This window comes from Microbacterium sp. NPDC087665, from assembly GCF_044743285.1.
Taxonomy (GTDB): domain Bacteria; phylum Actinomycetota; class Actinomycetes; order Actinomycetales; family Microbacteriaceae; genus Microbacterium.
The window spans coordinates 135,500-155,109 of the sequence record NZ_JBIUWD010000005.1; the positions used below are offsets into that span (position 1 = coordinate 135,500).

The 19,610-nt window shown below is 67.0% G+C and carries 21 protein-coding genes; 11 read left to right on the top strand and 10 right to left on the bottom strand.

Annotated features, from left to right (window positions below; translation table 11 throughout):
• Positions 1-133: 133 nt before the first annotated feature.
• Positions 134-403 carry a nucleotidyltransferase domain-containing protein gene (locus ACIOSY_RS13600; protein WP_400854125.1) on the top strand — a complete coding sequence of 90 codons (270 nt, stop codon included), beginning with the start codon at positions 134-136 and terminating at the stop codon, positions 401-403.
• On the top strand, positions 400-822 hold the full coding sequence (locus tag ACIOSY_RS13605) for a hypothetical protein (RefSeq protein ID WP_400854127.1): 423 nt from the start codon (positions 400-402) through the stop codon (positions 820-822). Before ACIOSY_RS13600 ends, ACIOSY_RS13605 begins: the two co-directional genes overlap by 4 nt.
• Before the next feature lie 118 nt (positions 823-940).
• Here ACIOSY_RS13605 and ACIOSY_RS13610 read toward each other — a convergent pair whose 3' ends face one another.
• The gene (locus ACIOSY_RS13610; RefSeq protein ID WP_400854129.1) at positions 941-1,426 is read right to left on the bottom strand and encodes a hypothetical protein; all 486 of its coding nucleotides are present in this window, start codon (positions 1,424-1,426) and stop codon (positions 941-943) included.
• A gap of 203 nt (positions 1,427-1,629) precedes the next feature.
• Here ACIOSY_RS13610 and ACIOSY_RS13615 point away from each other — a divergent pair, with 203 nt between their 5' ends.
• The 3 genes from ACIOSY_RS13615 (at position 1,630) to ACIOSY_RS13625 (ending at position 3,656) form a co-directional block, all read left to right on the top strand.
• Entirely contained in the window at positions 1,630-2,541 is a 912-nt protein-coding gene (locus tag ACIOSY_RS13615; RefSeq protein ID WP_400854131.1) for a VOC family protein, read from the top strand.
• A 125-nt stretch (positions 2,542-2,666) separates the two neighbouring features.
• Positions 2,667-3,116: a hypothetical protein gene (locus ACIOSY_RS13620; RefSeq protein WP_400854133.1), complete on the top strand. Its 450-nt coding sequence runs from the start codon at positions 2,667-2,669 to the stop codon at positions 3,114-3,116.
• Positions 3,117-3,146: 30 nt separating this feature from the next.
• Positions 3,147-3,656, top strand: coding sequence for a hypothetical protein (locus tag ACIOSY_RS13625; protein ID WP_400854135.1), 510 nt, complete (start codon positions 3,147-3,149; stop codon positions 3,654-3,656).
• Positions 3,657-3,696: 40 nt separating this feature from the next.
• Here ACIOSY_RS13625 and ACIOSY_RS13630 read toward each other — a convergent pair whose 3' ends face one another.
• Together ACIOSY_RS13630 and ACIOSY_RS13635 are read right to left on the bottom strand one after the other, a co-directional pair.
• On the bottom strand, positions 3,697-4,257 hold the full coding sequence (locus ACIOSY_RS13630) for a pyridoxamine 5'-phosphate oxidase family protein (protein WP_400854137.1): 561 nt from the start codon (positions 4,255-4,257) through the stop codon (positions 3,697-3,699).
• Positions 4,258-4,384: 127 nt separating this feature from the next.
• Positions 4,385-6,844 carry a X2-like carbohydrate binding domain-containing protein gene (locus ACIOSY_RS13635; protein ID WP_400854139.1) on the bottom strand — a complete coding sequence of 820 codons (2,460 nt, stop codon included), beginning with the start codon at positions 6,842-6,844 and terminating at the stop codon, positions 4,385-4,387.
• Positions 6,845-7,077: 233 nt separating this feature from the next.
• Here ACIOSY_RS13635 and ACIOSY_RS13640 point away from each other — a divergent pair, with 233 nt between their 5' ends.
• The 3 genes from ACIOSY_RS13640 to ACIOSY_RS13650 are packed head-to-tail and all read left to right on the top strand — an operon-like array spanning position 7,078 to position 11,674.
• Entirely contained in the window at positions 7,078-9,537 is a 2,460-nt protein-coding gene (locus ACIOSY_RS13640) for a glycosyl hydrolase family 95 catalytic domain-containing protein (RefSeq protein WP_400854141.1), read from the top strand.
• Positions 9,527-10,480 carry an acetylxylan esterase gene (locus ACIOSY_RS13645; protein ID WP_400854143.1) on the top strand — a complete coding sequence of 318 codons (954 nt, stop codon included), beginning with the start codon at positions 9,527-9,529 and terminating at the stop codon, positions 10,478-10,480. Before ACIOSY_RS13640 ends, ACIOSY_RS13645 begins: the two co-directional genes overlap by 11 nt.
• Positions 10,481-10,507: 27 nt before the next feature.
• Positions 10,508-11,674: an ROK family protein gene (locus ACIOSY_RS13650; protein WP_400854145.1), complete on the top strand. Its 1,167-nt coding sequence runs from the start codon at positions 10,508-10,510 to the stop codon at positions 11,672-11,674.
• Between the two features lie 139 nt (positions 11,675-11,813).
• Here ACIOSY_RS13650 and ACIOSY_RS13655 read toward each other — a convergent pair whose 3' ends face one another.
• The 3 genes from ACIOSY_RS13655 to ACIOSY_RS13665 are packed head-to-tail and all read right to left on the bottom strand — an operon-like array spanning position 11,814 to position 15,457.
• Positions 11,814-13,442, bottom strand: a complete 1,629-nt coding sequence (locus ACIOSY_RS13655) for an extracellular solute-binding protein (protein ID WP_400854147.1) — start codon at positions 13,440-13,442, stop codon at positions 11,814-11,816.
• A 60-nt stretch (positions 13,443-13,502) separates the two neighbouring features.
• A complete protein-coding gene (locus ACIOSY_RS13660; RefSeq protein ID WP_400854149.1) occupies positions 13,503-14,483 on the bottom strand; it encodes a carbohydrate ABC transporter permease in 981 nt (326 codons plus the stop codon).
• Positions 14,477-15,457, bottom strand: coding sequence for an ABC transporter permease (locus ACIOSY_RS13665; protein ID WP_400854151.1), 981 nt, complete (start codon positions 15,455-15,457; stop codon positions 14,477-14,479). Before ACIOSY_RS13665 ends, ACIOSY_RS13660 begins: the two co-directional genes overlap by 7 nt.
• A gap of 150 nt (positions 15,458-15,607) precedes the next feature.
• On the opposite strand from ACIOSY_RS13665, the gene ACIOSY_RS13670 reads away from it, so the two are divergent.
• Together ACIOSY_RS13670 and ACIOSY_RS13675 are read left to right on the top strand one after the other, a co-directional pair.
• Entirely contained in the window at positions 15,608-15,823 is a 216-nt protein-coding gene (locus ACIOSY_RS13670) for a type II toxin-antitoxin system VapB family antitoxin (protein WP_400854153.1), read from the top strand.
• Entirely contained in the window at positions 15,820-16,224 is a 405-nt protein-coding gene (locus tag ACIOSY_RS13675; RefSeq protein WP_400854155.1) for a PIN domain-containing protein, read from the top strand. The genes ACIOSY_RS13670 and ACIOSY_RS13675 overlap by 4 nt, the downstream gene beginning before the upstream one ends.
• Here the strand turns inward: ACIOSY_RS13675 and ACIOSY_RS13680 are convergent, their stop codons facing one another.
• Positions 16,225-16,512: a hypothetical protein gene (locus ACIOSY_RS13680; protein ID WP_400854157.1), complete on the bottom strand. Its 288-nt coding sequence runs from the start codon at positions 16,510-16,512 to the stop codon at positions 16,225-16,227.
• A 45-nt stretch (positions 16,513-16,557) separates the two neighbouring features.
• Positions 16,558-16,875 carry a hypothetical protein gene (locus ACIOSY_RS13685; protein WP_400854159.1) on the bottom strand — a complete coding sequence of 106 codons (318 nt, stop codon included), beginning with the start codon at positions 16,873-16,875 and terminating at the stop codon, positions 16,558-16,560.
• Between the two features lie 336 nt (positions 16,876-17,211).
• Between ACIOSY_RS13685 and ACIOSY_RS13690 the strand changes: the two genes are divergently transcribed.
• The gene (locus ACIOSY_RS13690) at positions 17,212-17,715 is read left to right on the top strand and encodes a hypothetical protein (protein ID WP_400854161.1); all 504 of its coding nucleotides are present in this window, start codon (positions 17,212-17,214) and stop codon (positions 17,713-17,715) included.
• Between the two features lie 440 nt (positions 17,716-18,155).
• Here ACIOSY_RS13690 and ACIOSY_RS13695 read toward each other — a convergent pair whose 3' ends face one another.
• Positions 18,156-18,731, bottom strand: a complete 576-nt coding sequence (locus tag ACIOSY_RS13695; RefSeq protein ID WP_400854163.1) for a VanZ family protein — start codon at positions 18,729-18,731, stop codon at positions 18,156-18,158.
• Between the two features lie 330 nt (positions 18,732-19,061).
• The gene (locus ACIOSY_RS13700; RefSeq protein WP_400854300.1) at positions 19,062-19,436 is read right to left on the bottom strand and encodes a MerR family transcriptional regulator; all 375 of its coding nucleotides are present in this window, start codon (positions 19,434-19,436) and stop codon (positions 19,062-19,064) included.
• Positions 19,437-19,610 lie beyond the last annotated feature (174 nt).

Below are 19,610 nucleotides of genomic sequence, written 5' to 3' on the forward strand. Positions count from 1 at the left end.
CCCGGGATGCGACTGCATCCGTAATGACGAAACCACCGTGTCGGAGTACTCCCCTTGGTAGGCACCAGTCTAAAGGGTCGCGGAGGGTGCTTTCTGACCATGTGCCGGGAACGTGGAAGTATGCTCGGCTGCCATGGAGTTTTTCGACGTCACCGAACGATTCGTATCAGCGAACTTCCCGAAGGCGAGCGTCGTGGTCCTCGCGGGGAGCACATCTCGATCTCAGCGGACCGCGACGAGTGACATCGACCTTTTGATCATCGGCGATGCGGTCTTCCCAGACGGACGAGTCAGCCTCGCCGCAACGTACCGGTTCGAGGGCGAGGTGTTCGAGGTCTTCGCCTACACGCCTGAAGGGTTTGCGACCTGGGCTCGGCGAGGTTCGAGCAGTATCGCCCCGTGATCGTCCAGATGCTCATGGACGGCATCACCGTGAGAGGCGCGGAAGAACGGGAACGCCACCGCCAGGATTGGAGTGACCAGTACGCGGCGGGCCCGACGCTCATTCCCTCGGAATCCGCAATTCGTCGCTACGTGATCACGGATGTTCTCGATGATCTTCGCGACTCGACGGACGAACTGGAACGCACCGTGCTCGCGTCGCTACTTTTCGAACGGACGGCTGAACTCGTTCTTCTCACGAATAAGCGTTGGATCGGTGCGGGGAAGTATCTCCCCCGACGTTTGCGCGAGTTCGATCGCGGGCGTGCAGAGGCGCTCGCGGCGCCGTTGCTCGAACGGAACTATGAGCTATTCGCCGATCGTGTCGCAGAAGAACTGGAACATGCGGGAGGTCGGTTGCAAGAAGGGTTCGAACGGTAGAGCCCATGATCCGAAATGAACCAGCCCTCTTCACAGATGGACACCGTCGAGCTGCTCGTGCGCGACCTCAATGCGGAGTAGTCATCACCTACAGCGAGAGCGGCGTTCTCCTATGCCTTCATCTCTCTTCCGAGAGCTGCTGCGCGAGGTCAAGTTCCCGTAGGACGTACGGCTCTGAGACACTTTCACTCAAGTAAAACTTGTAGAAGATCTCAGCGGCTTCGTCAGCAGTGAACACTTCGTTCACCCCTACGCGAACCGCTCGCTTGTCGCTGATGGGGATCAGCACGCTCGACCCATCGGTGGACTCCGGACGTCCAACCGTGTACAAGCGGCTCAAGCCATCGGGGGCAGGGAGCCGAACCTCGACGGTGATTCCGGCGCTTCCCCCCGCCGCCTGAATGAATGAATCCCCGGCAGGCTCGCGGAATCCGATGATGCTCTCTGGATCAGCGCCTCGCCAGATGGCGTAGGTGTACTCCTTCTCGCCATCTAGAAAGCCGAGCATCCTGCGGAGGTGCTCAGGGATCGGACGGTAGTCGTCTGTGAGCCAGCCTTTCTGGCCATCGGAAGCGACCTCAGTGAACGGGCCGTAACGCGTCATGGGACCTCTTCCACTCGCAGCAGAGCGTACCGGCGCCGCGGAACATCGCAAATCCCGGCGCCGGGCGAGCGACGTCTTCCGGGCCGCTGGGTAGACGCATCAGAAGGGCTCATGAAGATCCGACGGCCGCTCCGACCGGGGAATACTCTCCACCTCGCGCCGGTTAGTTGAAATATCAACAATCTCGCAGGAAGAAGCATCCGATGAGTTCGCTCCCCTCCGCCGACGCGTGGCGCGCGGCATCCGTCCGCACGAACGGTGCAGCCCCCGACGGCACGCAGATGGACACCGTCGAGCTGCTCGTGCGCGACCTCGATGCCATGACGGACTACTACCAGCGCGCCGTCACGCTCGACGTGCTCGACCAGTCGGGCGCCAACACCGTGCTCGGGCGCGGCACGCAGAAGATCATGACGCTGCGCCAGGAGAAGGATCTCCCGACCGGCAGTCCGCGCAGCGCCGGGCTCTATCACACGGCCATCCTGTTCCAGGATGAGCAGCGGCTCGCGGCATCCCTCCGCTCGATGGCCGAACGCGTGCCGCACACCTACGCCGGCTCCGCCGATCACCTCGTCAGCGAAGCGTTCTACTTCACCGACCCCGAGGGCAACGGCCTCGAGCTGTACCACGACCGCCCGCGCGACCAATGGAACGTGCTCGCCGACGGATCGGTGCAGATGGGGTCGCTACCGCTCGATCCGAACGAGTTCCTGCACCGTTGGCTGCAGGACGAGGATGCCGTCGCGCAGGGTGACACGGCGACGATCGGCCATGTTCACCTGCAGGTCGGCGACATCCCGAGCGCGAAGCGGTTCTACGTCGATGTGCTCGGCTTCGACGTGACGGCTGACCTGGGCAGCGCGCTGTTCGTCTCGGCCGGTGGTTATCACCACCACCTCGGCATGAACACGTGGAACAGTGCCGGCGCCGGGCCCCGCGCCGCCTCGCTCGGGCTGGGCGACGTGCGCATCGTCGTGCCCACACGCGACGACGTCGAGGCCCTCGGCGAGCGCGTGCGTTCCCACGGCATCGACAGCGCGGACGACGGCCGCGCACTGCGCCTCTCCGACCCCTGGGGCACACGGTTGGTGATCGCGCCCGGCAACGCGAGCTGAGCAGGAGCGAGAACTCGACATCCCGCCCGGCCTCCCCGACGATCGCGCGGCCGCAACCAAGCTGGAAGCGACCTTCCCCGCGTCATCGTCCGCGAGCGACGCTCCGCTACTTCGAGGAGAATCCCGTGCCCCGCACCCGCGCACTCGCGCTCACCCAGTCCGTCATCGCGATCGCCGCTGTCGCCGTGCTCGCCGGATGCACGGGCGGAGCCACATCGTCGAGCGACGAGTCGCCCGCGTCCGATGCCCCCGCAGCCTCGGGTGGCGACTTCTGCCAGGAGTACGAGGATGCCGGCGGCACGCTCGCGACTCCCGGCATCTTCCAGGTCGCGATGCCCGCCGACACGACCATCGCCGATCTCTCGTCGCGCGTCGAGATCTTCGACGCCACGACGCCGCCGGCCGACATCGCCACCGAGTGGACCCAGGTGCGCGATCTGTACGCGGAGACCGTCGACATCGCCGAGACCATCCCCGACAATGGACCGGTCGCCAACACGCGCATCTTCGAGATCGTCAAAGAGATCGATGCACCCGCCACGACGATTCGCGACTATCTCGACACGAACTGCTGACTCCGCACGGCCGACCCGACAGGAACTGGGATGACCCCCGAGATCGATGAGGCCGAACGCGCGGCCCGAGCCGCTCACCTCAAGGAGCGCATCTACCTGACGTTCGCGTCGCTGGCCGTCGTGATCACGCTCTCGGTGCACGGACACGTGACGCCCGGCGGGGCGGCGACGACACTGATCGTCACCGTGCTCGGCACCCTGCTCGCCGTGTTCACCGCCGATCTGGTCTCGCATCTCGTCGTGCACGGCCGGCTCTTCACGCAACCCGAGCTGCGCCACGCGGTCGGCACGAGCTTCGGGGCGCTGAGCACCGTCGCACTGCCGTTCATCTTCCTCGGGCTCGCGGCGCTCGACGTCTGGGACACCGACACGGCGCTGCTCGCGGGAGCGATCGCGCTCGTCGTCTCGCTGGTCGTGATCGGCTGGGTCGCCGTGCGGCGTATTCCGCTCACCTGGTTCCAGCGGCTGGTCGCCCTCGGCGCCGAAGCCGTGCTCGGCCTCGCGGTCATCGGGCTACAGGTGCTCGCGCACGGCGGATGAGATCGCCTCCGCGTTCCTCTCCCTGGCGGAACGCCCCGTGCTAGACCGGCTCTTCCCGCGCGGGTGGGAAGTGAGGGATCGGCACCGGCCGCGTGTGACGCGTGTCGGCGTCGGACGCCTGATCACCCGATGCTGAGGCCGCGTCGGCTCCGCCCGTCGCGGCATGGGAACGGACGTCCGGGAGCCGACGACGGAACCGGCGCCCCGTCACGGTCACCGGTGTCAGCCGAATGAACCGGTCCTTGCGCGTCGGGTTCCACGAAGACAGGGAATCGACACCGGACGCTCGGATCTCGTCATCGTCCTCCACGACGTGCGCGGAACCACGAAGGACCACGCTCCACCGGAACGCCTCGCCCTCACCGTCGACCTCGAACGCGGCATCCGGATGCGCGGCGATATCGGCGAGTTTGGAGCCCGGCGCGGTGCGGATGAAGAGGGAGCCCGCGTGAACGAGGTAGTTCACCGGGAAGACATCCGGACGACCATCGACCCCGTCGACAGCCAGCCGTCCCAACTCGCCCTGCTCGAGCAGTTGCCAGCATGCCGCGGTGGAGAGCCTCTCTACGAGATCGTCATCCGCTTCGTTCGTCGTGCCCATGGGAAATCCTTCCGCTGGTCTCTCCCAGTCAAGCACCTGCATCGAGGTCTCGGGAGGTCAATGTCCCGCCGTCGGATTCGTACGCGGTGCGGGCGGCGACGCTCGGCCGCCGCCTGCACCCCGGTGCTCAGCGCGTCACGTACGACAGCGCGTCGATGCGCAGCAGATCGCCGGAGGTCTTCACGATCTTGATCGTGTGCTCCCCCTTCTTGAGATCTGCTCGGGTGAAGAGTTCCTGCTGGGTGAGCCGCACGTCACCGTGCAGGTCGACCGTCTCGACCAGCTGGCCGTCGAGATAGATCTCGGCCGTGCCCTGGTCGGGGCCGATCGCGCCGGTGACGGTCACGCTCGAACCGCTGACCGTCATCGAGACGGCGGCTCCGTCGTCGGCCGTGGCATGCACGTCGTCACGGAAGTCGCCGCGGAAGCGCAACTCCAGGGCCGAGTCACCATCGGGCAGCGACGCCAGCAGCGCCGTGGGGAACGTCAGCTCGTCGCCCTCGATCGTGTAGTCCACACCGCTCACCAGCCCTGTTCCGTCACGGTAGATGCCGAGGAGCTCGCTCGGGTCCCGCAGCAGCGTGACGACGGCATCCTCCGGTTGCGCCCGATCGAACGCCAGGTGGTCGACGTCGATCACGCCCTCTTGCACGATGTTGATCCGGTCGCTCAGCAGGAACTGCCCCGACTTCTTCACGACACGCAGCGTGTGCGATCCGTTCGGCAGATCGCGCACGGAGTACACCTTCTGCTGCACCCCGCGGCCATCGGCCTGGAAGGTGTCGACCGTCTCGACCAGCACGCCGTCGAGATAGATCTCGGCCTCGCCCTGTGAGGAATGCTTCTCGGTGAACCAGTCGATGCCCGTGCCGACGAACGAGTACTCGAACGCCGACCCGTTGGCCTCGGCGTAGTGCACGTCGTCCTGATAGTCGCCCATCCCGCGACCGCCGCTCTGACTCCAGGTTCCGCTGTAGACGATGCCGGGGTCGTTGTTGTTGATCGTGCGCACGTTCGACGGTCCGGCTTCGGGGGCCTGACCGCCCTGCGACGAGTCGAACGACGAGACCGTGAGCGCCTGCGCACGGGCGGGCACCTCGGCACCGCCGTTGCGCGTCCACGCGCCCTCGTAACCCAGACGCGCGTCGTCGTCGTTGAGCGTGATCGTGCTCTTCTTCGCGGGGGTGAAGGTGAACAGTCGCGTGCCGTGCACGGGCACGTCGGTGGCGACGAACGCGTCGGTCGTCTTGCCGAGGTTCTTCTTCGCCCAGAGGTCGCGCACCTTGACTTCGCCGGCGATGCCCAGATCGGCCAGCGACACGGTGATGTCGGCATCGGTGCGTCCGAGGTTGAACACCGCCACGGTGACCGACCCGTCGGGGTTGGTCGAGAACCAGGTCTGGCGCGAGGTGGCAGTCGACACCGGATGCGCGGGGCGCCCCGCCTGGTTGACGGCGATGACCTCTTTGTTGGTGAGCAGTTCGAGGCCGTAGTCGTCGAGGTTCGTCAGGTCATTGCCGACGTACATCGGCGCGGCCGAGACGGCCCAGAACGTGGCCGCGGTGCGGCGCTCGTCCTTCGTCAGGCCATCCATCTTGCCGTTGCCGACGTTGAGCGAATCGAAGTCGTTCCAGCCCGACGTGGGTCCGGCGTGACGCCACCACTCGGCGGCCTTCGGGAAGAGCCGTGCGATGTTGTCCCACGTGGTGAGCGCCTCGTTCTCGCAGTAGCACTCGACATCCCAGTCGATGCGCCAGCCGTTCGCGTGCTCTTTCCAGTAGTCGGCATAGCGGATGTCGAGGGCCCACGAGAGCTCGAACCAGATGTTGTTGCGTTCGAGCGCCTGCGACCACGCGGCCACGTCATCGCGGGCGTCGAGCGAGAGGTCGCCCACACCCGACCCGGGGGTCACGCTGTCGAACTTGACGAAGTCGATGCCCCATTCGCCGAGCATGTCGGCGATCGAGTCGATGTACGCCTGCCCGCACGGGGTCGAGAAGTCGATGCGGTGCCCGATGCCCCAGTAGTCGGCCTGCTGCAGCGGTCGCTTGACCACGTCGCCGGTGGTGCATTCGGGGGCGCCGAAGATCGGCAGCTCGGCTTCGTAGACTTCGGCCGAGATGCCGGGGATGAAGTACAGGCCGATCTTCTGGCCGTTGCCGTGCACGTGGTCGATCACGGCCTGCAGTCCGTTCGGATACAGGGTGGTGCTCGGCACCGGACGCCCGTAGTCGTCGACGCCGCCGTTCCAGCCGGCATCGATGTTGATGTACTCGTAGCCGGCGTCCTGCAGCTTCTCGTGCATGGCGTCGGACTGCGAGATGATGCGGTCGGCGGTGATCCACGACTGGCCGTTGCCCGCGTAGACCTGCATGCTGTAGCTGCTCCAGCCCATGTAGGGGCGTGAGCCGAGCGGTTCCTCATCGGTGTTCGTGGCGGCGACGAGCGTTGCTGCCGCTCCGGTGGCGGATGCTTCGGCCGGTGTCGCCGCGTTCGCGGCGGCGGTGCCGGATCCGAGTGCGAGCGCGACGGCGACGAATGCCGCCACCCCTCGCCATCTCGTGGTGGCATGGGTCGTATCGATCATGATTTCCTCTCGGTGGTTTCGACGGTGAAACACCCCAGCGCTCCGTCGCGCGGTCCCCAGAAGAGCCGGGTTGCGAGTGGCCCCCAAAACACCTCTCGCCGCCCCGGCCAATTACTTGACATCGGTAATTAATCATGAATACGCTGAGACCGCAAGCAAACATCCGAGGTCTGCCATCGATGACAGAATCCCCGCGAGGGCCAGGATGCCGCCGGATCCCCACAGGAAGACGCATGTCGCTCTCAGCCGCCGAAACCCCCTCGAACCCGGCCCGGACGCTCCAGCTCTGCTGGCCCGCGCCGGCCTCCACCTGGGAGGAGGCAGCCCCACTCGGGAACGGCCGTATCGGAGCGATGGCGTTCGGCGGAGCATCCGGTCGATACGCCCTCAACGACTCCACCCTGTGGTCGGGAACACCCGACGGGCCCGCCACCGCACTCCGTGATGTGCTCGCCGCCGGAGCCGGGCCCGAGCGCCTCGCCGAGATCCGCGCCGCGCTCGACGCGGGCGACGTGCGCACCGCCGAAGAACTGCTGATGGCCTTCGAAGGCCCCTACTCGCAGGAGTTCCTGCCACTCGGCGATCTCGAGGTGCACATCGCGGATGCCGTCACCGCCGACCCCGCACGCATTCTCGACCTCGATGAGGCGGTGCTCATCGAGACGCTGACCGTTCCCGGCGGCACCGTGCGCCGACGCTCGTGGGTCTCGGCGCCCGCGCAGGCCCTGATCGTCGAGATCGAGAGCGACGTGGAGTTCACGGCATCCGTCGCGCTCACCACTCCCCTGCGCGGCGTCGGCCTCGACGTGCGCAGCGACCGGATCGCACTCGACGTGGTGGCGCCCATCGACGGGGCGCCCCTGCATGAATCCTCGGTGCACCCGCTGCGGTACGCGGAAGAAGGCGACGAAGGCTTCGACGCCTTCGCCGCGGTCGCCGCCACCTGGCGCACCGACGGCCTCGCGGAGGTCACGCCCACGGGCACGACCATCCGAGGAGCCCGACGGCTGCTGATCGCCCTCTCCACTTCGTCCCGCGCCGCGTCGTGGTGGGCCGGCGCGGACGAGGAGTGGCGGACCGCCTCACGCGAGGCGATCCGGGACCTCGCCAGGACACGGGCGGATGCCGCGGCCAGCCGCGACGCATCCGCACTGTTCGACGAGCACGTCGCCGACCGGCGGCGCCTCGTGCGGGCGAGGTTCGCGATCGGCGGTCGCCGGGAGGGCACGTGGGATGTCGACCACGACATCCTGCACGGCTCCGACCCGTCGCTCAAGGCGACGGTGATCGCCGAGTTCGGCGTGTACCTGCTGGCCTCGGCATCGCGGGCGGGCAGCCCTGCCGCCAACCTGCAGGGCATCTGGAACGACCAGCTGCAGCCCGCCTGGTCGTCGAACTACACGATCAACATCAACACCGAGATGAACTACTGGTCGGCTCCCCTGCTCGGCATGGACGACTCGCTCGAACCGCTGCTGGCGCTCGTCGAGAAGCTCGCCGAGAACGGCACCGACGTCGCCCGCGACCTCTACGGGGCGCGCGGCTGGGTCGCCCACCACAACAGCGACGTGTGGGGCTGGGCGCTCCCCGTCGGCGGCGGACACGGCGCGCCGAGCTGGGCGATCTGGATGCTCGGCGGCGTGTGGCTGAGCCACAACCTCTGGGATGCGTACGAGTTCGGCGGCGACGTCGACCTGCTGCGCACCCGCATCTGGCCGGTGCTGCGCGGCGCCGTGGAGTTCAGCCTCGACTGGCTGGTTCCCGACGCCGACGGACGACTGCGCACCTCGCCGTCGACCTCGCCCGAGAACTCGTTCTTCGCCGCCGACGGCGAGGGCACCGCGATCGGCCTGACCTCGGCATCCGACCTGCTGCTCATCCAGGGCCTGCTCGAACGCGCGCTGACCGCGATCGACGCGCTCGCCGTCGATGAGGCCGGCCTGGTCGCAGAGATCGAGCAGGCGCTCGCCGCACTCCTGCCTCTCACCATCCGCGCCGACGGACGCATCGGCGAATGGTCGGCCGACGTGGCCGAGGTCGAGCCGCTGCACCGCCACATGACCCCGATGGTCGGCGTGTACCCGCTCGACATCACCACCCGCGAGCGCACGCCCGAGCTGTTCGACGCCGCCGTGCGTCTGCTCGACGCGCGCGGTCCGGGCGCGATGGGCTGGTCGTGGGCGTGGAAGATCGCGCTCCGCGCCCGCATCGGCGACGGCGAGACCGCGGCCTCGCTGCTCGACGAGGCGCTCACGCCGTTCGACGGCGACGCGACCCGGCACGGTCCGGTCGACGGCTCGGAGTGGGGCGGGCTGCTTCCCAACCTCTTCAGCACGCATCCGCCGTTCCAGATCGACGCGAACCTCGGTTTCCCGGCGGCGATCGCCGAGATGCTCGTGCAGAGTCACGGCGGCGTCGTGCGCCTGTTGACCGCGCTCCCCGCCGCATGGACGCAGGGCGATGCGCAGGGCATCGGCGTGCGCACCGGCCTGGTCGCCGACCTCGCCTGGAGTGACGGAGCGCTCATCGAGGCGCAGCTGCACAACCGGCTCACCGATGACCGCACGGTCGTCGTCGAGCACCGCGGAAGCCGCGTGTCGGTGCACGTGCCCGCAGGCGCGACCGTCGCGGTGCCGGTCGCCGAACTCACGGATACTCTCGCCCTCGCCGCGGGAGGCCGCGATGCGCGGTGAGTTCACCGTGGTCGATGAACCGACCACCCAGACCGAACCCGACGACTTCGACGCATTCTGGGCCGAGACGCTCGCCGAGACGCGCGAGCATCCGCTGGGCGTGACGATCGAACCGCACCCGACGCTCCTGACGGTCATCGACGTGTACGAGGTGACGTTCGCCGGGTTCGGCGGCGCCCAGATCCACGCCTGGCTGCGCGTGCCCCACGGCGCCACGGAACCACTGCCCGGACTCGTGCAGTTCTTCGGCTACGGCAACGGACGCGGGCACGCGCTGCGCGATCTGCGCTGGGCCGCCGCGGGCTACGCGCACCTCGTCGTCGACGCCCGCGGACAAGGGCACGGCGACACCGACGACGACCATCCCGATGGCGGTCCGTCGGCAGGCGGATTCCTCACCCGGGGCCTGCGCTCCCCCCACGAGTACTACTACCGTCGCGTGTACGCCGACGCCGTGCGGGCCGTCGAGGCGCTGCGCTCGCTCCCCCGGGTCGACCCCGCGCGGGTGGGCGTCGTCGGAGCCAGCCAGGGCGGCGGCATCGCACTCGCGATGGCCGGACTCGTGCCCGACCTGGCGGTCGCGATCATCCAGGCACCGTTCCTGAGCGAACTCGACCGGGCGGCCGACCTCAGCGACGAAGCCCCCTACGCCCTGCTCACCCAGTACTTCGCCGATCGCCGTCTCGACACGGCGACGGCTCTCGACACCCTGCGCTACTTCGACGGCGTCAACCACGCCAAGCGGGCCAACGCCCCGGCGCTGCTCAGCACCGGCCTGCGCGACGGCGTCACGCCCCCGGCATCCGTCCTGCCCGCCTTCACGGCCTACGCCGGCGAGAAGCGAATCGTGCTGTGGCCCTACAACGGGCACGAGGCCGGCGGAGACCTCGACGAAGAGAACGCACTCGAGTTCGCTGCGACGCATCTCGCGCCGATTCGCTAGCGTTGCCGATGACAAGCGAGGAAACCGATGGATCACGACACCGCAGCACGCACCACCCTCATCCGCTCCGCGTCGGATGCCGGGTCGAAGGTGTTCGCGACGATCCTCACGCGCAGCCCGATCAGCCGCATCGACATCGCCCGGCACACCGGCCTGTCGCAGGCGGCGGTGACCAAGGCCGTCTCCCCGCTCGTCGCAGCCGGTCTCGTTGACGCCCCGCCCGCCGCGCACCGCGACGGAAACCCGGGACGCCCGGTCGCCCCCGTCTCGATCATCCCCGGAGCGATGATCATGCTCGGCGTCAAGGTGAACGTCGACGAGATCATCGCCGTCGCGACCGACCTCACCACCACCGTGCTCGCCGGTGAGCGGCGCCCGCTCGCCGCGCACGACCCCGAGACGGTGCTCGAGGCGATCGTCGACGTCGTCGGTGAGCTCGAGCGACAGCTCGACGGCAGGGCCGATGCGATCGCCGGCCTCGGCGTCTCGGTCTCGGGCGACGTCGATTCCGAGACCGGCATCGTGCGCGACTCCGCACTCATGGGCTGGACCGACGAAGACTTCGGCGGCGCGCTGCAGGAACGCCTCGGTCGCCCCGTCACGCTCGAGAACGACGTGCACGCCCTCACCGTCGGTGAGCACTGGTTCGGGGTGGGAGTCGGAACCGACTCGTTCGCGATCGTCACGATCGGGCGGGGCATCGGCAGCGGCCTGCACCTGAACGGCGAAGTCGTCACCGGCGCCTACGGGGTCTCGGGCGAGATCGGCCACCTGCCGCTCGCCGACCCCCGGCACCTCTGCCCGTGCGGGCGACGGGGCTGCGTGGAAGCTGCGGCATCGACCGGCGCGATCGAGGCAGCGGTGTCTGCCGCGCACGGTCGCCCGATCGGCATCGACGAGGCCGTGCGCCTCGCCCACGACGCAGACCCCGCCGCTGAAGCGGCGTTCCGCGAGGCGGCGACGATCATCGGCACGGCGATTGCGACGCTCGTGAACCTGACCGGCCCCCAGGTCGTTCTCATCGGCGGCGAGGGCGTGTCGAACTTCGACCTCTTCGACGAGACGCTCCGCAACGCGTTCGACGCGCACGCGTTCGGCGCTGCCGCCCGCTGCCCGATCATCACGCGACCCCACACTTTCCAGGACTGGGCGCGCGGCGCGGCCGCGGCGGCCATCCAGGCGCTCGTCCGCTGACGCGCGCATCCGTCCCGGGCCCTTCGACGGGCTCAGGGACCCACCCGCACCCTGGGGTCGCTGAGCCTGTCGAAGCGTCGCCCCCGCACGCAGAACTGCCCGGCGGGAGCATCCCACCGGGCAGTTCCTGACCCTCAGATCACAGGGCGTCGTAGAGCTCCTGCTGCAGCTCGAGGTAGCGCTCGACACCGAGACCGTTCAGGTCGTCAATGTACGCCTGCCATGTCGCGTCGTCGTTGACGTCGCGCTGACCGGTGACGAACTCCGCCTGGGCCTGCGTGATGTACGTGGCGATGTTCGTCTGCAGTTCGGCGAGCTCGGCCGAGGTGTCGGGGTTCGGCCACAGCTTCTCCGAGGGGAACAGGATGCTCTCGTCGGGGGCGAAGGGCTCGTACTCCTTCGATGCGTTGAGCAGCCGGCGCTCGTAGCCGTCGGGCGAGTACACGTCTTCCGGCACGACCTGCGCGTTGCGGTACTCGAGCGAGTCCCAGTACTGACCCATCGAGCGCCACGCGGCGTTCGAGGTCTCGTCGTACGTGAGCGGCTTGAACGTCGGCTCGAGCTCGGGGTCGAGCGCGACGTCACCCTCGACGGCGGGCACCCAGGCTTCGCCCTCGGGGCCCATGGCACCGAGCTTGTCGCCCTCGTCGGTCACGAGGTAGTCGATCACCTTGATCGCCTTGATGCGCTCCTCTTCGGTCGACTTGTTCGTCAGCGCGAACATGCCGAGCGGGCTGACCGGCGAGCGGAACGTGGCGAACTGCGTGCCGTCGGGACCCTTCACCGGAGGAACCGCGTCGTAGTGCGTGTCGCGACCGTCGGGCGATTCGGCCGTAACGATCTCGTAGGGGTGCAGCACGGCGGCGGACCCGAGGATCTCGGCATCCGCATTGTCGCCCAGCGCACGCAGCGCGTTGCCGTTCTGCGTGAACGATGCCGTGTCGATGAGTCCTTCATCGGCGAGCGAGGCGATGTACTGCAGGCCCGCACGCCATCCGTCGGACGTCGCCGAGATGGCCACCTTGTCGCCGTCGAGCACCAGCGGGGGCGGGCTCGACGGGCTGCCGTACGGGGCGTAGGCGAACGCGTTCATGAAGTAGTTGATGACGGGTTCGGATGCCGAGGCGCTCAGCGCCACCTCATCGGCGACACCGTTGCCGTTGGGGTCGTCGTTCTTGAACGCCCGCAGCACCTCGCGCAGCTCTTCGGTGGTCGTGGGCTGTTCGAGTCCGAGCTTGTCGAGCCAGGTCGTGTTCATCCACAGCTTCGACGGGTAGCTGCAGTGGTAGCACTCGGTCCACTGGGTGATGGCGTAGATGTGACCATCGGGCGCGGTGACCGACTCCTTCCAGTCGGGCTTCTCGTCGAAGCGCTCCTTGAGGTTCGGCGCGTACTCGTCGATGAGGTCTTCGAGGGGCACGAGCACGCCCTGCTGGCCGTACTTGAGGATCTCGCTGCGCGAGAAGGCGTCGACCCACGGCACGAGGAAGTACGCGTCGGGGTAGTCACCGCTGGCGAGCGACACCTGTCGCTTCTCGCCCGCGACGCTGCCGTCGTAGGTGGTGGTCTGCCAGTCGAAGTCGATGTCGAACTTCTTCTCGAGAGCCTGGGTGAACGCGTTGTCCTCGAGTGAGCCGTTCTCACCCTGCGGCCCGAAGGCCACGAGTTGCCCGTTGTCGTCGCTGGGCGATGTGCAGGCGGCCATCGTGAACGTCGCCATGGCGATGACGCTGACGGCGGCGGCACCTCTGATGATGCTGTGTCTCATTGCCGGAATCTCCTTCGACCGGTTCATGGATGTGTGTGGTGGGTCTGTGGGGGATGCGGGTCAGCCCTTGACGGCGCCGACCATGATGCCCTTGTTGAAGTACTTGGCGACGAACGGGTAGGCGACGAGCATCGGGATCGTCGCGATGACGACGGTCGAGTACCGCAGCAGGTCGGCCAGCTCCCGACGGCGCAGCTGCTCGGCGACATCGCCGCCGGCACCCGAATCGTTCAGGATGAGCAGGCCGCGCAGCACGAGCTGGAGGGGCTGCAGATCGGCGTTGCGCAGATAGAGCAGGGCGTCGAAGTACGAGTTCCACTGCATGATCGCGTACATCAAAGCGATGACGGCGATCAGCGGCTTGGCGAGCGGCAGCACGACGGTCCAGAGGATGCGCAGTTCGCTCGCGCCGTCGAGCTGGGCCGCCTCGTAGACCTCGTCCGGCACCGCCGAGCGGAAGTACACGATCGCGATGATGACCTGCCACACGCCGATCGCGTTCGGAAGCAGCATCGACCAGCGGGTGTCGAGCAGGCCGAGCGATTGCACCACGAGGTACATCGGGATCACGCCGCCGCTGAACAGCATCGTGAAGACGACACCGCCGGTGATGACCTTGCGTCCGAACAGCTGGGTGCGCGAGAGCGGGTAGGCGATCGCGACGGTGCCGAAGATGCTGATCGCGGTGCCGACCACCGTGTAGAAGAGCGAGTTGCCGAAGCCGCGCAGGATCGCGGGGTTGGCGAGCGCCTCGGCATATCCGCGGAAGGTGAAGTCGACCGGCCAGAACAGCACCCGGCCCGACGAGACCGCCTGCGGGCTCGAGAGCGAACTGGCGACGATGTTCAGCAGCGGCAGCAGCACGACCAGCAGGAAGACGGTCAGAAGCACGTACGCGGCGATCACGAAGGTGCGGTCGGCGCGGGTCTCCTTGACCTTCACGCCCCGCGAGAGCGGGTCGCGCTGGCGGCGGCGCTTCTTGTTCTTCGCGACGACGATCTCCTCGGTGAGGAGCGCCTCGGTATTGATCGTGGTCACCATAGCCCGTTACCCGTCACTCGCTTGGATACGCCGTTCACCACGAGCAGCAGCACGAGGCTGATGACGGCATTGAAGAGTCCGATCGTCGCTCCCAGACTGAAATTGGCGTTCAGGATGCCTGTTTTGTAGACGTACGTCGGGATGATCTCGGAGGTCGAGAGGTTCAGCGCGTTCTGCAGCAGGAAGGCCTTCTCGAACCCGATCGCCATGATGTTGCCGACGCCCAGGATGAGGATGATCGTGGCCGTGGGCAGGAGGGCGGGGATGTCGACGTTCCAGATCTTCTGCAGCCTGGTCGCGCCGTCGATCTTCGCCGCCTCGTAGAGCGAGGTGTCGACCGAGGCCAGCGCGGCGAGGTAGATCACGGCCGAGTAGCCGGTGGTCGTCCAGATGTCGGTGGCGACGTAGATGTGGCGGAAGAAGTCGGCATCCGCCAGCAGGTCGACCTGGCCGGCCCCGAAGAAGCTGAGCGTGCGTCCGAGGAGTCCGACGCGGGGCGACAGCAGCAGGATCGTCATCGACACGACCACGACGGTCGAGATGAAGTACGGCGCGTAGGTGACGAGCTGCACGGTGCGCTTGAAGAACCGCAGTCGCACCTCGTTGAGCGCGAGCGCGAGGATGATCGGCAGCGGGAAGCTCGCGATCAGCGTGTACGCCGCGAGGATGAAGGTGTTGCCGACGAGCCGCGGGAAGACCGGGTTGCGGAACAGGTTCGCAAAGTTGTCGAAGCCGACCCAGGGGCTTCCCCAGACGCCGTCGATCGGGTTGTAGTTCTTGAACGCGATGACCGCGTTGGCCATCGGGATGTATCGGAACACGATGAACCAGATGATCGGCAGGAGAAGCAGCAGGTACAGCTGCCAGTACCGGCGCAGGCTGCGCTTGAACCGCGAACTGCGGGGTGCGCGAACCTTCGTCTCGGTCGCCACCGCGGGGGCGGTGGGGAGTTCTTGCTCAACGTCGAGCGTCATGATTTCCCTCTCGGGGGGAGGATTACTTTACGTCGTAATATAACTACGACGAGCCGAGAAACGCAACCTCAATCATCGGATGTCTCGATCCGAGGGGTCCTTCGGAGCCGATGATCCTTGTATAGTGGCCTATATAAGGAAGGGAGTCGCATGACCGTCACATCGATCGACATCGATCCTCAAGAACTTCGCCAGGCGAAGGAACTCGCGGGAACGACTTCCAATCGCGAGACCGTCGATCTCGCCCTGCGCACACTCATCGCCGTGCGCCGCCAGCCTGCAGCCGTCGAGCGAATCATCGCCCGACGCTTCGAGGCAGATCAGATCGACGCGCCCACGATCACCCCATCATCAACTGCGTCGTGACGACCTACCTCGTCGACGACAGCATCTGGCAGAAGGCGGCGACCAGCGATGCCATCGCGCGCCGTCTGCGCGAGATCTCCCCACAGGACCTCATCATCACCTGCCCTCCGCAGGTGCTCGAATACTGCCACTCAGCCCGGTCCCCTGAGGAGTATCGCGAACTGCGCGCAGACATGGAAGGTTTGCTCCCTGCCTGGGAGCATCCAACAGAACAGGATGCCTTCGACATTCAGCAGACGCTCTGGAACAGCGGCCTCGTACGTGCGGCGGCCGCATTCGACTGCCTCATCGCCGCCTACGCGCTCGTGAACCAAGCCGTCATCTTGAACTCCGATCACGACTTCGGTCACATCGAGGAAGCCACCCGAGGGGCCGTGCGGCAGGAATACGTCGAGGCCTGATCACGCGGCGACGCGCGCATTGTGCGCAGCGATCACCGCGATCGTTGCGCCCAGCCACACGACGAGCACGCCGGCCACCCACCACCAGGACTCCCCGCCCAGAAGGGAACCGCTGATGACGACCAGTGCAGCCCCGCTCGCCCGCATCGCATAGGTCCATCTCGGGGATGTCTTCGCTTCGCCGAAGTACGGCACGCGGTCCTCGGGATTGGCCCGCGCGGTGCGCAGGAGACCGGCCACGAAGATGATGATCCCGACCACGGCGACGATGATTCCGATCACGAACATCCGGGTGACGCTACCAATGGGCTCGACGAGCCGCAACTGCCACGCTCACTGCGCGGGCAGGCATCCGCCGTCGAGGATGTAGCCGCCGACATCGACGACGACGGCCTCAGCGCTCACCTCGCCGAAGATGCATCCGCCCTTCGGTCCGTTCACACCGAAGAGCACGTCGCCGTAGTCCTCTCGCACGAACGGATCGGCCAGCCCGGCCGAGATCAGCACTTCCTGCACCTGATCGACCGTGACATCGCCTGCGGCTCGGAGACCTTCGAGTTCGGCACGCACCGTCTCGGCGGGCCCGGTGCTCGCCTCGCGCGCCGCCTCGTCGATGTCCATGCGATCGCGGTACTGATCGTTCAGATCCATCGATTCCTGAGGATCGTAAGGAGCACAGTCGGGTGGCAGGTCGACACCCTCCACCTGCGGGCACGCCGCCGTCGGCGTCGGAGAGGGCGAGGGCGACGCTGCATCGACCGGCCCGGCCGGAGGCGCGCATCCCACGAGCCCGACCGCCAGCACGGCGGCCGCGAGAGACGAAAGGGGGCGGATGCTGCGTCTCACCGTCGAGTCCATAGCAAGGGATCCTAGGCCTCGGTCGAGGTCAGGCATCAATTCGCGTCGTCACTGCCGCCTGGGAGTCGAGCTATCGTGGATGTCGATGCTCACTCGCCGTTCTGCGCCCCCGCACGAGACGAGTGCCTCATGATCCGCGCGCGACGCACCGCGCTCCTCGCGGCCGTCACGATCCTGATCGGCGTCCTGCTCAGCGGATGCTCGCTCGGGGGCCACCCCGCAACGCCCCCTGCTCCCCAGCCGGAGGCCAGATCGATGGAAACCGTCGAAGCAGCGGTCGACGACATCCCCGGGGTGCGTTTCACGGCCGCGCGCGCGTGGGATGGCACGACTTCGTACGTCACCGCGACGCTCTCGGCGAGCGACACCTTTGAGGGAGATCCTGCAGCCCTCATCGACTATGCGCTGGGCCAGCTCGCCTCCCAGACCGAGATCGATCGGGGCCGCCTCGTGCGATTCACGTTCGACGCACCTGGTCAGACGGTCGACACCACCCAGGCGCTCCTCGCATCGTTGGACATCGCTTCGGAGAGGTATGCCGATGGATCGTCTCTGGAGCTCTCCAGTTCCGACCTCGACCGCCGGTACGGCACCTGGCCCGCCCCCGCGCCCGAACGCCCGCCGACGCTCTGAGCTCTACTTCGACGCGCTTGCCCGTGGCAGCGCAGCCCGAGGCTCCATGGCGGCCGCGAGAGACAGAAGGGCGCGGATGCTGCGTCTCACCGTCGAGCCCAGAGGGATTCGGAGTGCGCGGCGAGTTCGCCGAATCTCGAGGCATCGATCTCGATCGACGATTCTTCGACCGCGAACGCGGGCCACCGGGCACTGAGGCGCAGGTGATCGACGGCCGGGAGCGGCCAAAGCCAGAGCCCCTCGTCCGCGTGACCGAACCAGAGGTCGCCGCCGGTTCCAGAAGCTCCACGAAGTCTGCTGACGCCTCGCACGGCATGCGATTCGGGCTCGGTCCGGGCGCTCTCGTGCCGCAGATGACGACTCGGCAGCTCACGGATCCCACTTCAGGCAGACCGAATCTCTCGACCGCGGTTGACCCGCCCCCGGCCCATCCTCCGGATTCAGGCTGGCTGGCTGTTCGCGCGCTGACGCGCTGGCCACCGGAACCGTTGCACGAATCCAGCGATCGTCTTCGAGCGCGTCAGGACGACGAACAGGCCGTACCCGATCATCCCGCCCAGGATGTTCGTCAGCCAGTCGTTGATGTCCGCGAGGTGTCCGCTGAGGGCGAGCCGCGAGGTGGCCATCTGCGCCAGCTCGATGAAGAGGCTCGCACCGGCAACGATCGCCAACACCTTCCACCAGCTCGGCCGCGCGGTGAGCAGAGGGACGAGCCCACCGAGCGGCACGAACACCGCGACGTTGATGAGAGCGTCCTCGAACCCGTAGTCGACGAACGGCACGAGGTAGAGCGGGAACGGGCGCGGCCCGTCATAGAACCCTGTGCCGACCCGGAGGAAGATCGGGAAGACCGTGTTGGCGAGCACTCCGCCCGCGTAGACCGCGAGGACCGCGGCGACACTCGCCCGGGCAAGCGTGACGCGCCCGCGGGAGCGGAGAACCCCGATGAGCACGAAGAAGATCACGACTCCGAACGGAATCACGATCGGGAGCATGGGGACTTCGATGAACTTCATTCACTGCTTCCGGCGACTGCGTGGTGCGGTGCAGGGGCACCGCACTGATCGTACAAGGATGGGGACTGCCCGTTTTGTCTCACGAGAGTGTGTCGGGATTCGGCTCAGGGGACGCCCCCAGTCGCGCTCATGTTCGGTCCCGACGCCCGAGGCGTCGATCGACTAGGGCAGAGGTTCCTGCGTTCGTCGTGCGGCCCGACAAGTTCGTGGGCCTCACGCTCGAGAACGTCGACAAGATCGCAACTGCGGTCGACCGTTTCGATGATCTTGGCCGCCCTTGAGAAGTCCTCACCTTCCGAGCCTGCGCTTCCGAACTCAGATAGGCGTGGGCTAAGGCAGTGGCGTTCCCGATGACAGGTGACTGAGCAATCCCACGAACTCGTCGGCCATTGCGAGTTGTTCGGTGAGCTTCCCTCGTCGAACCCGCGCACCCTCTCTGATGTCGTCGAGACGGGCACGCAGAGGAGCACTATCGGGTGTCAGCGCCAGAGCATCGACAACGTCCAGTAGCTCCCGCATCTCATCGAGGGTGTATCCGAGAGGCTTCATACGACGGATAAGCAGGAGACGTTCGACGTCTTTCTCGGTGTAGAGCCGGAAATTGCCCTCGGTGCGCGCGGACGGTGCCACAAGGCCGGCATCTTCCCAGTGTCGGAGGGTACGGAGAGACAGGGATGTACGTTCGGTGACCTCACCGATGCGCATGGTTTCGTCGTCGCCCAACGGGTGCCTCCTATCAATTTCCTCGCAACACTCACGTTACGTTAGAGTTGGGTTCGGCGTGGTTCTTGCGCCCCTACCCCTCATCTTCTCGCGTCGGCCTGACCGATGCCTGCGCACTTCTGCGCTCCCACTCGTATCCACGCTCTCACGAGAGAG

Excerpts from the sequence above, each read along its gene's own strand:
- ACIOSY_RS13665 (WP_400854151.1), bottom strand. The coding sequence starts at position 15,457 with ATGACGCTCGACGTTGAGCAAGAACTCCCCACCGCCCCCGCGGTGGCG.
- ACIOSY_RS13635 (WP_400854139.1), bottom strand. The coding sequence starts at position 6,844 with ATGATCGATACGACCCATGCCACCACGAGATGGCGAGGGGTGGCGGCA.
- ACIOSY_RS13640 (WP_400854141.1), top strand. The coding sequence starts at position 7,078 with ATGTCGCTCTCAGCCGCCGAAACCCCCTCGAACCCGGCCCGGACGCTC.
- ACIOSY_RS13660 (WP_400854149.1), bottom strand. The coding sequence starts at position 14,483 with ATGGTGACCACGATCAATACCGAGGCGCTCCTCACCGAGGAGATCGTC.
- ACIOSY_RS13695 (WP_400854163.1), bottom strand. The coding sequence starts at position 18,731 with ATGAAGTTCATCGAAGTCCCCATGCTCCCGATCGTGATTCCGTTCGGA.
- ACIOSY_RS13700 (WP_400854300.1), bottom strand. The coding sequence starts at position 19,436 with ATGCGCATCGGTGAGGTCACCGAACGTACATCCCTGTCTCTCCGTACC.
- ACIOSY_RS13630 (WP_400854137.1), bottom strand. The coding sequence starts at position 4,257 with ATGGGCACGACGAACGAAGCGGATGACGATCTCGTAGAGAGGCTCTCC.
- ACIOSY_RS13680 (WP_400854157.1), bottom strand. The coding sequence starts at position 16,512 with ATGTTCGTGATCGGAATCATCGTCGCCGTGGTCGGGATCATCATCTTC.
- ACIOSY_RS13670 (WP_400854153.1), top strand. The coding sequence starts at position 15,608 with ATGACCGTCACATCGATCGACATCGATCCTCAAGAACTTCGCCAGGCG.
- ACIOSY_RS13615 (WP_400854131.1), top strand. The coding sequence starts at position 1,630 with ATGAGTTCGCTCCCCTCCGCCGACGCGTGGCGCGCGGCATCCGTCCGC.
- ACIOSY_RS13610 (WP_400854129.1), bottom strand. The coding sequence starts at position 1,426 with ATGACGCGTTACGGCCCGTTCACTGAGGTCGCTTCCGATGGCCAGAAA.
- ACIOSY_RS13690 (WP_400854161.1), top strand. The coding sequence starts at position 17,212 with ATGATCCGCGCGCGACGCACCGCGCTCCTCGCGGCCGTCACGATCCTG.
- ACIOSY_RS13625 (WP_400854135.1), top strand. The coding sequence starts at position 3,147 with ATGACCCCCGAGATCGATGAGGCCGAACGCGCGGCCCGAGCCGCTCAC.
- ACIOSY_RS13650 (WP_400854145.1), top strand. The coding sequence starts at position 10,508 with ATGGATCACGACACCGCAGCACGCACCACCCTCATCCGCTCCGCGTCG.
- ACIOSY_RS13600 (WP_400854125.1), top strand. The coding sequence starts at position 134 with ATGGAGTTTTTCGACGTCACCGAACGATTCGTATCAGCGAACTTCCCG.
- ACIOSY_RS13645 (WP_400854143.1), top strand. The coding sequence starts at position 9,527 with ATGCGCGGTGAGTTCACCGTGGTCGATGAACCGACCACCCAGACCGAA.
- ACIOSY_RS13655 (WP_400854147.1), bottom strand. The coding sequence starts at position 13,442 with ATGAGACACAGCATCATCAGAGGTGCCGCCGCCGTCAGCGTCATCGCC.
- ACIOSY_RS13685 (WP_400854159.1), bottom strand. The coding sequence starts at position 16,875 with ATGGATCTGAACGATCAGTACCGCGATCGCATGGACATCGACGAGGCG.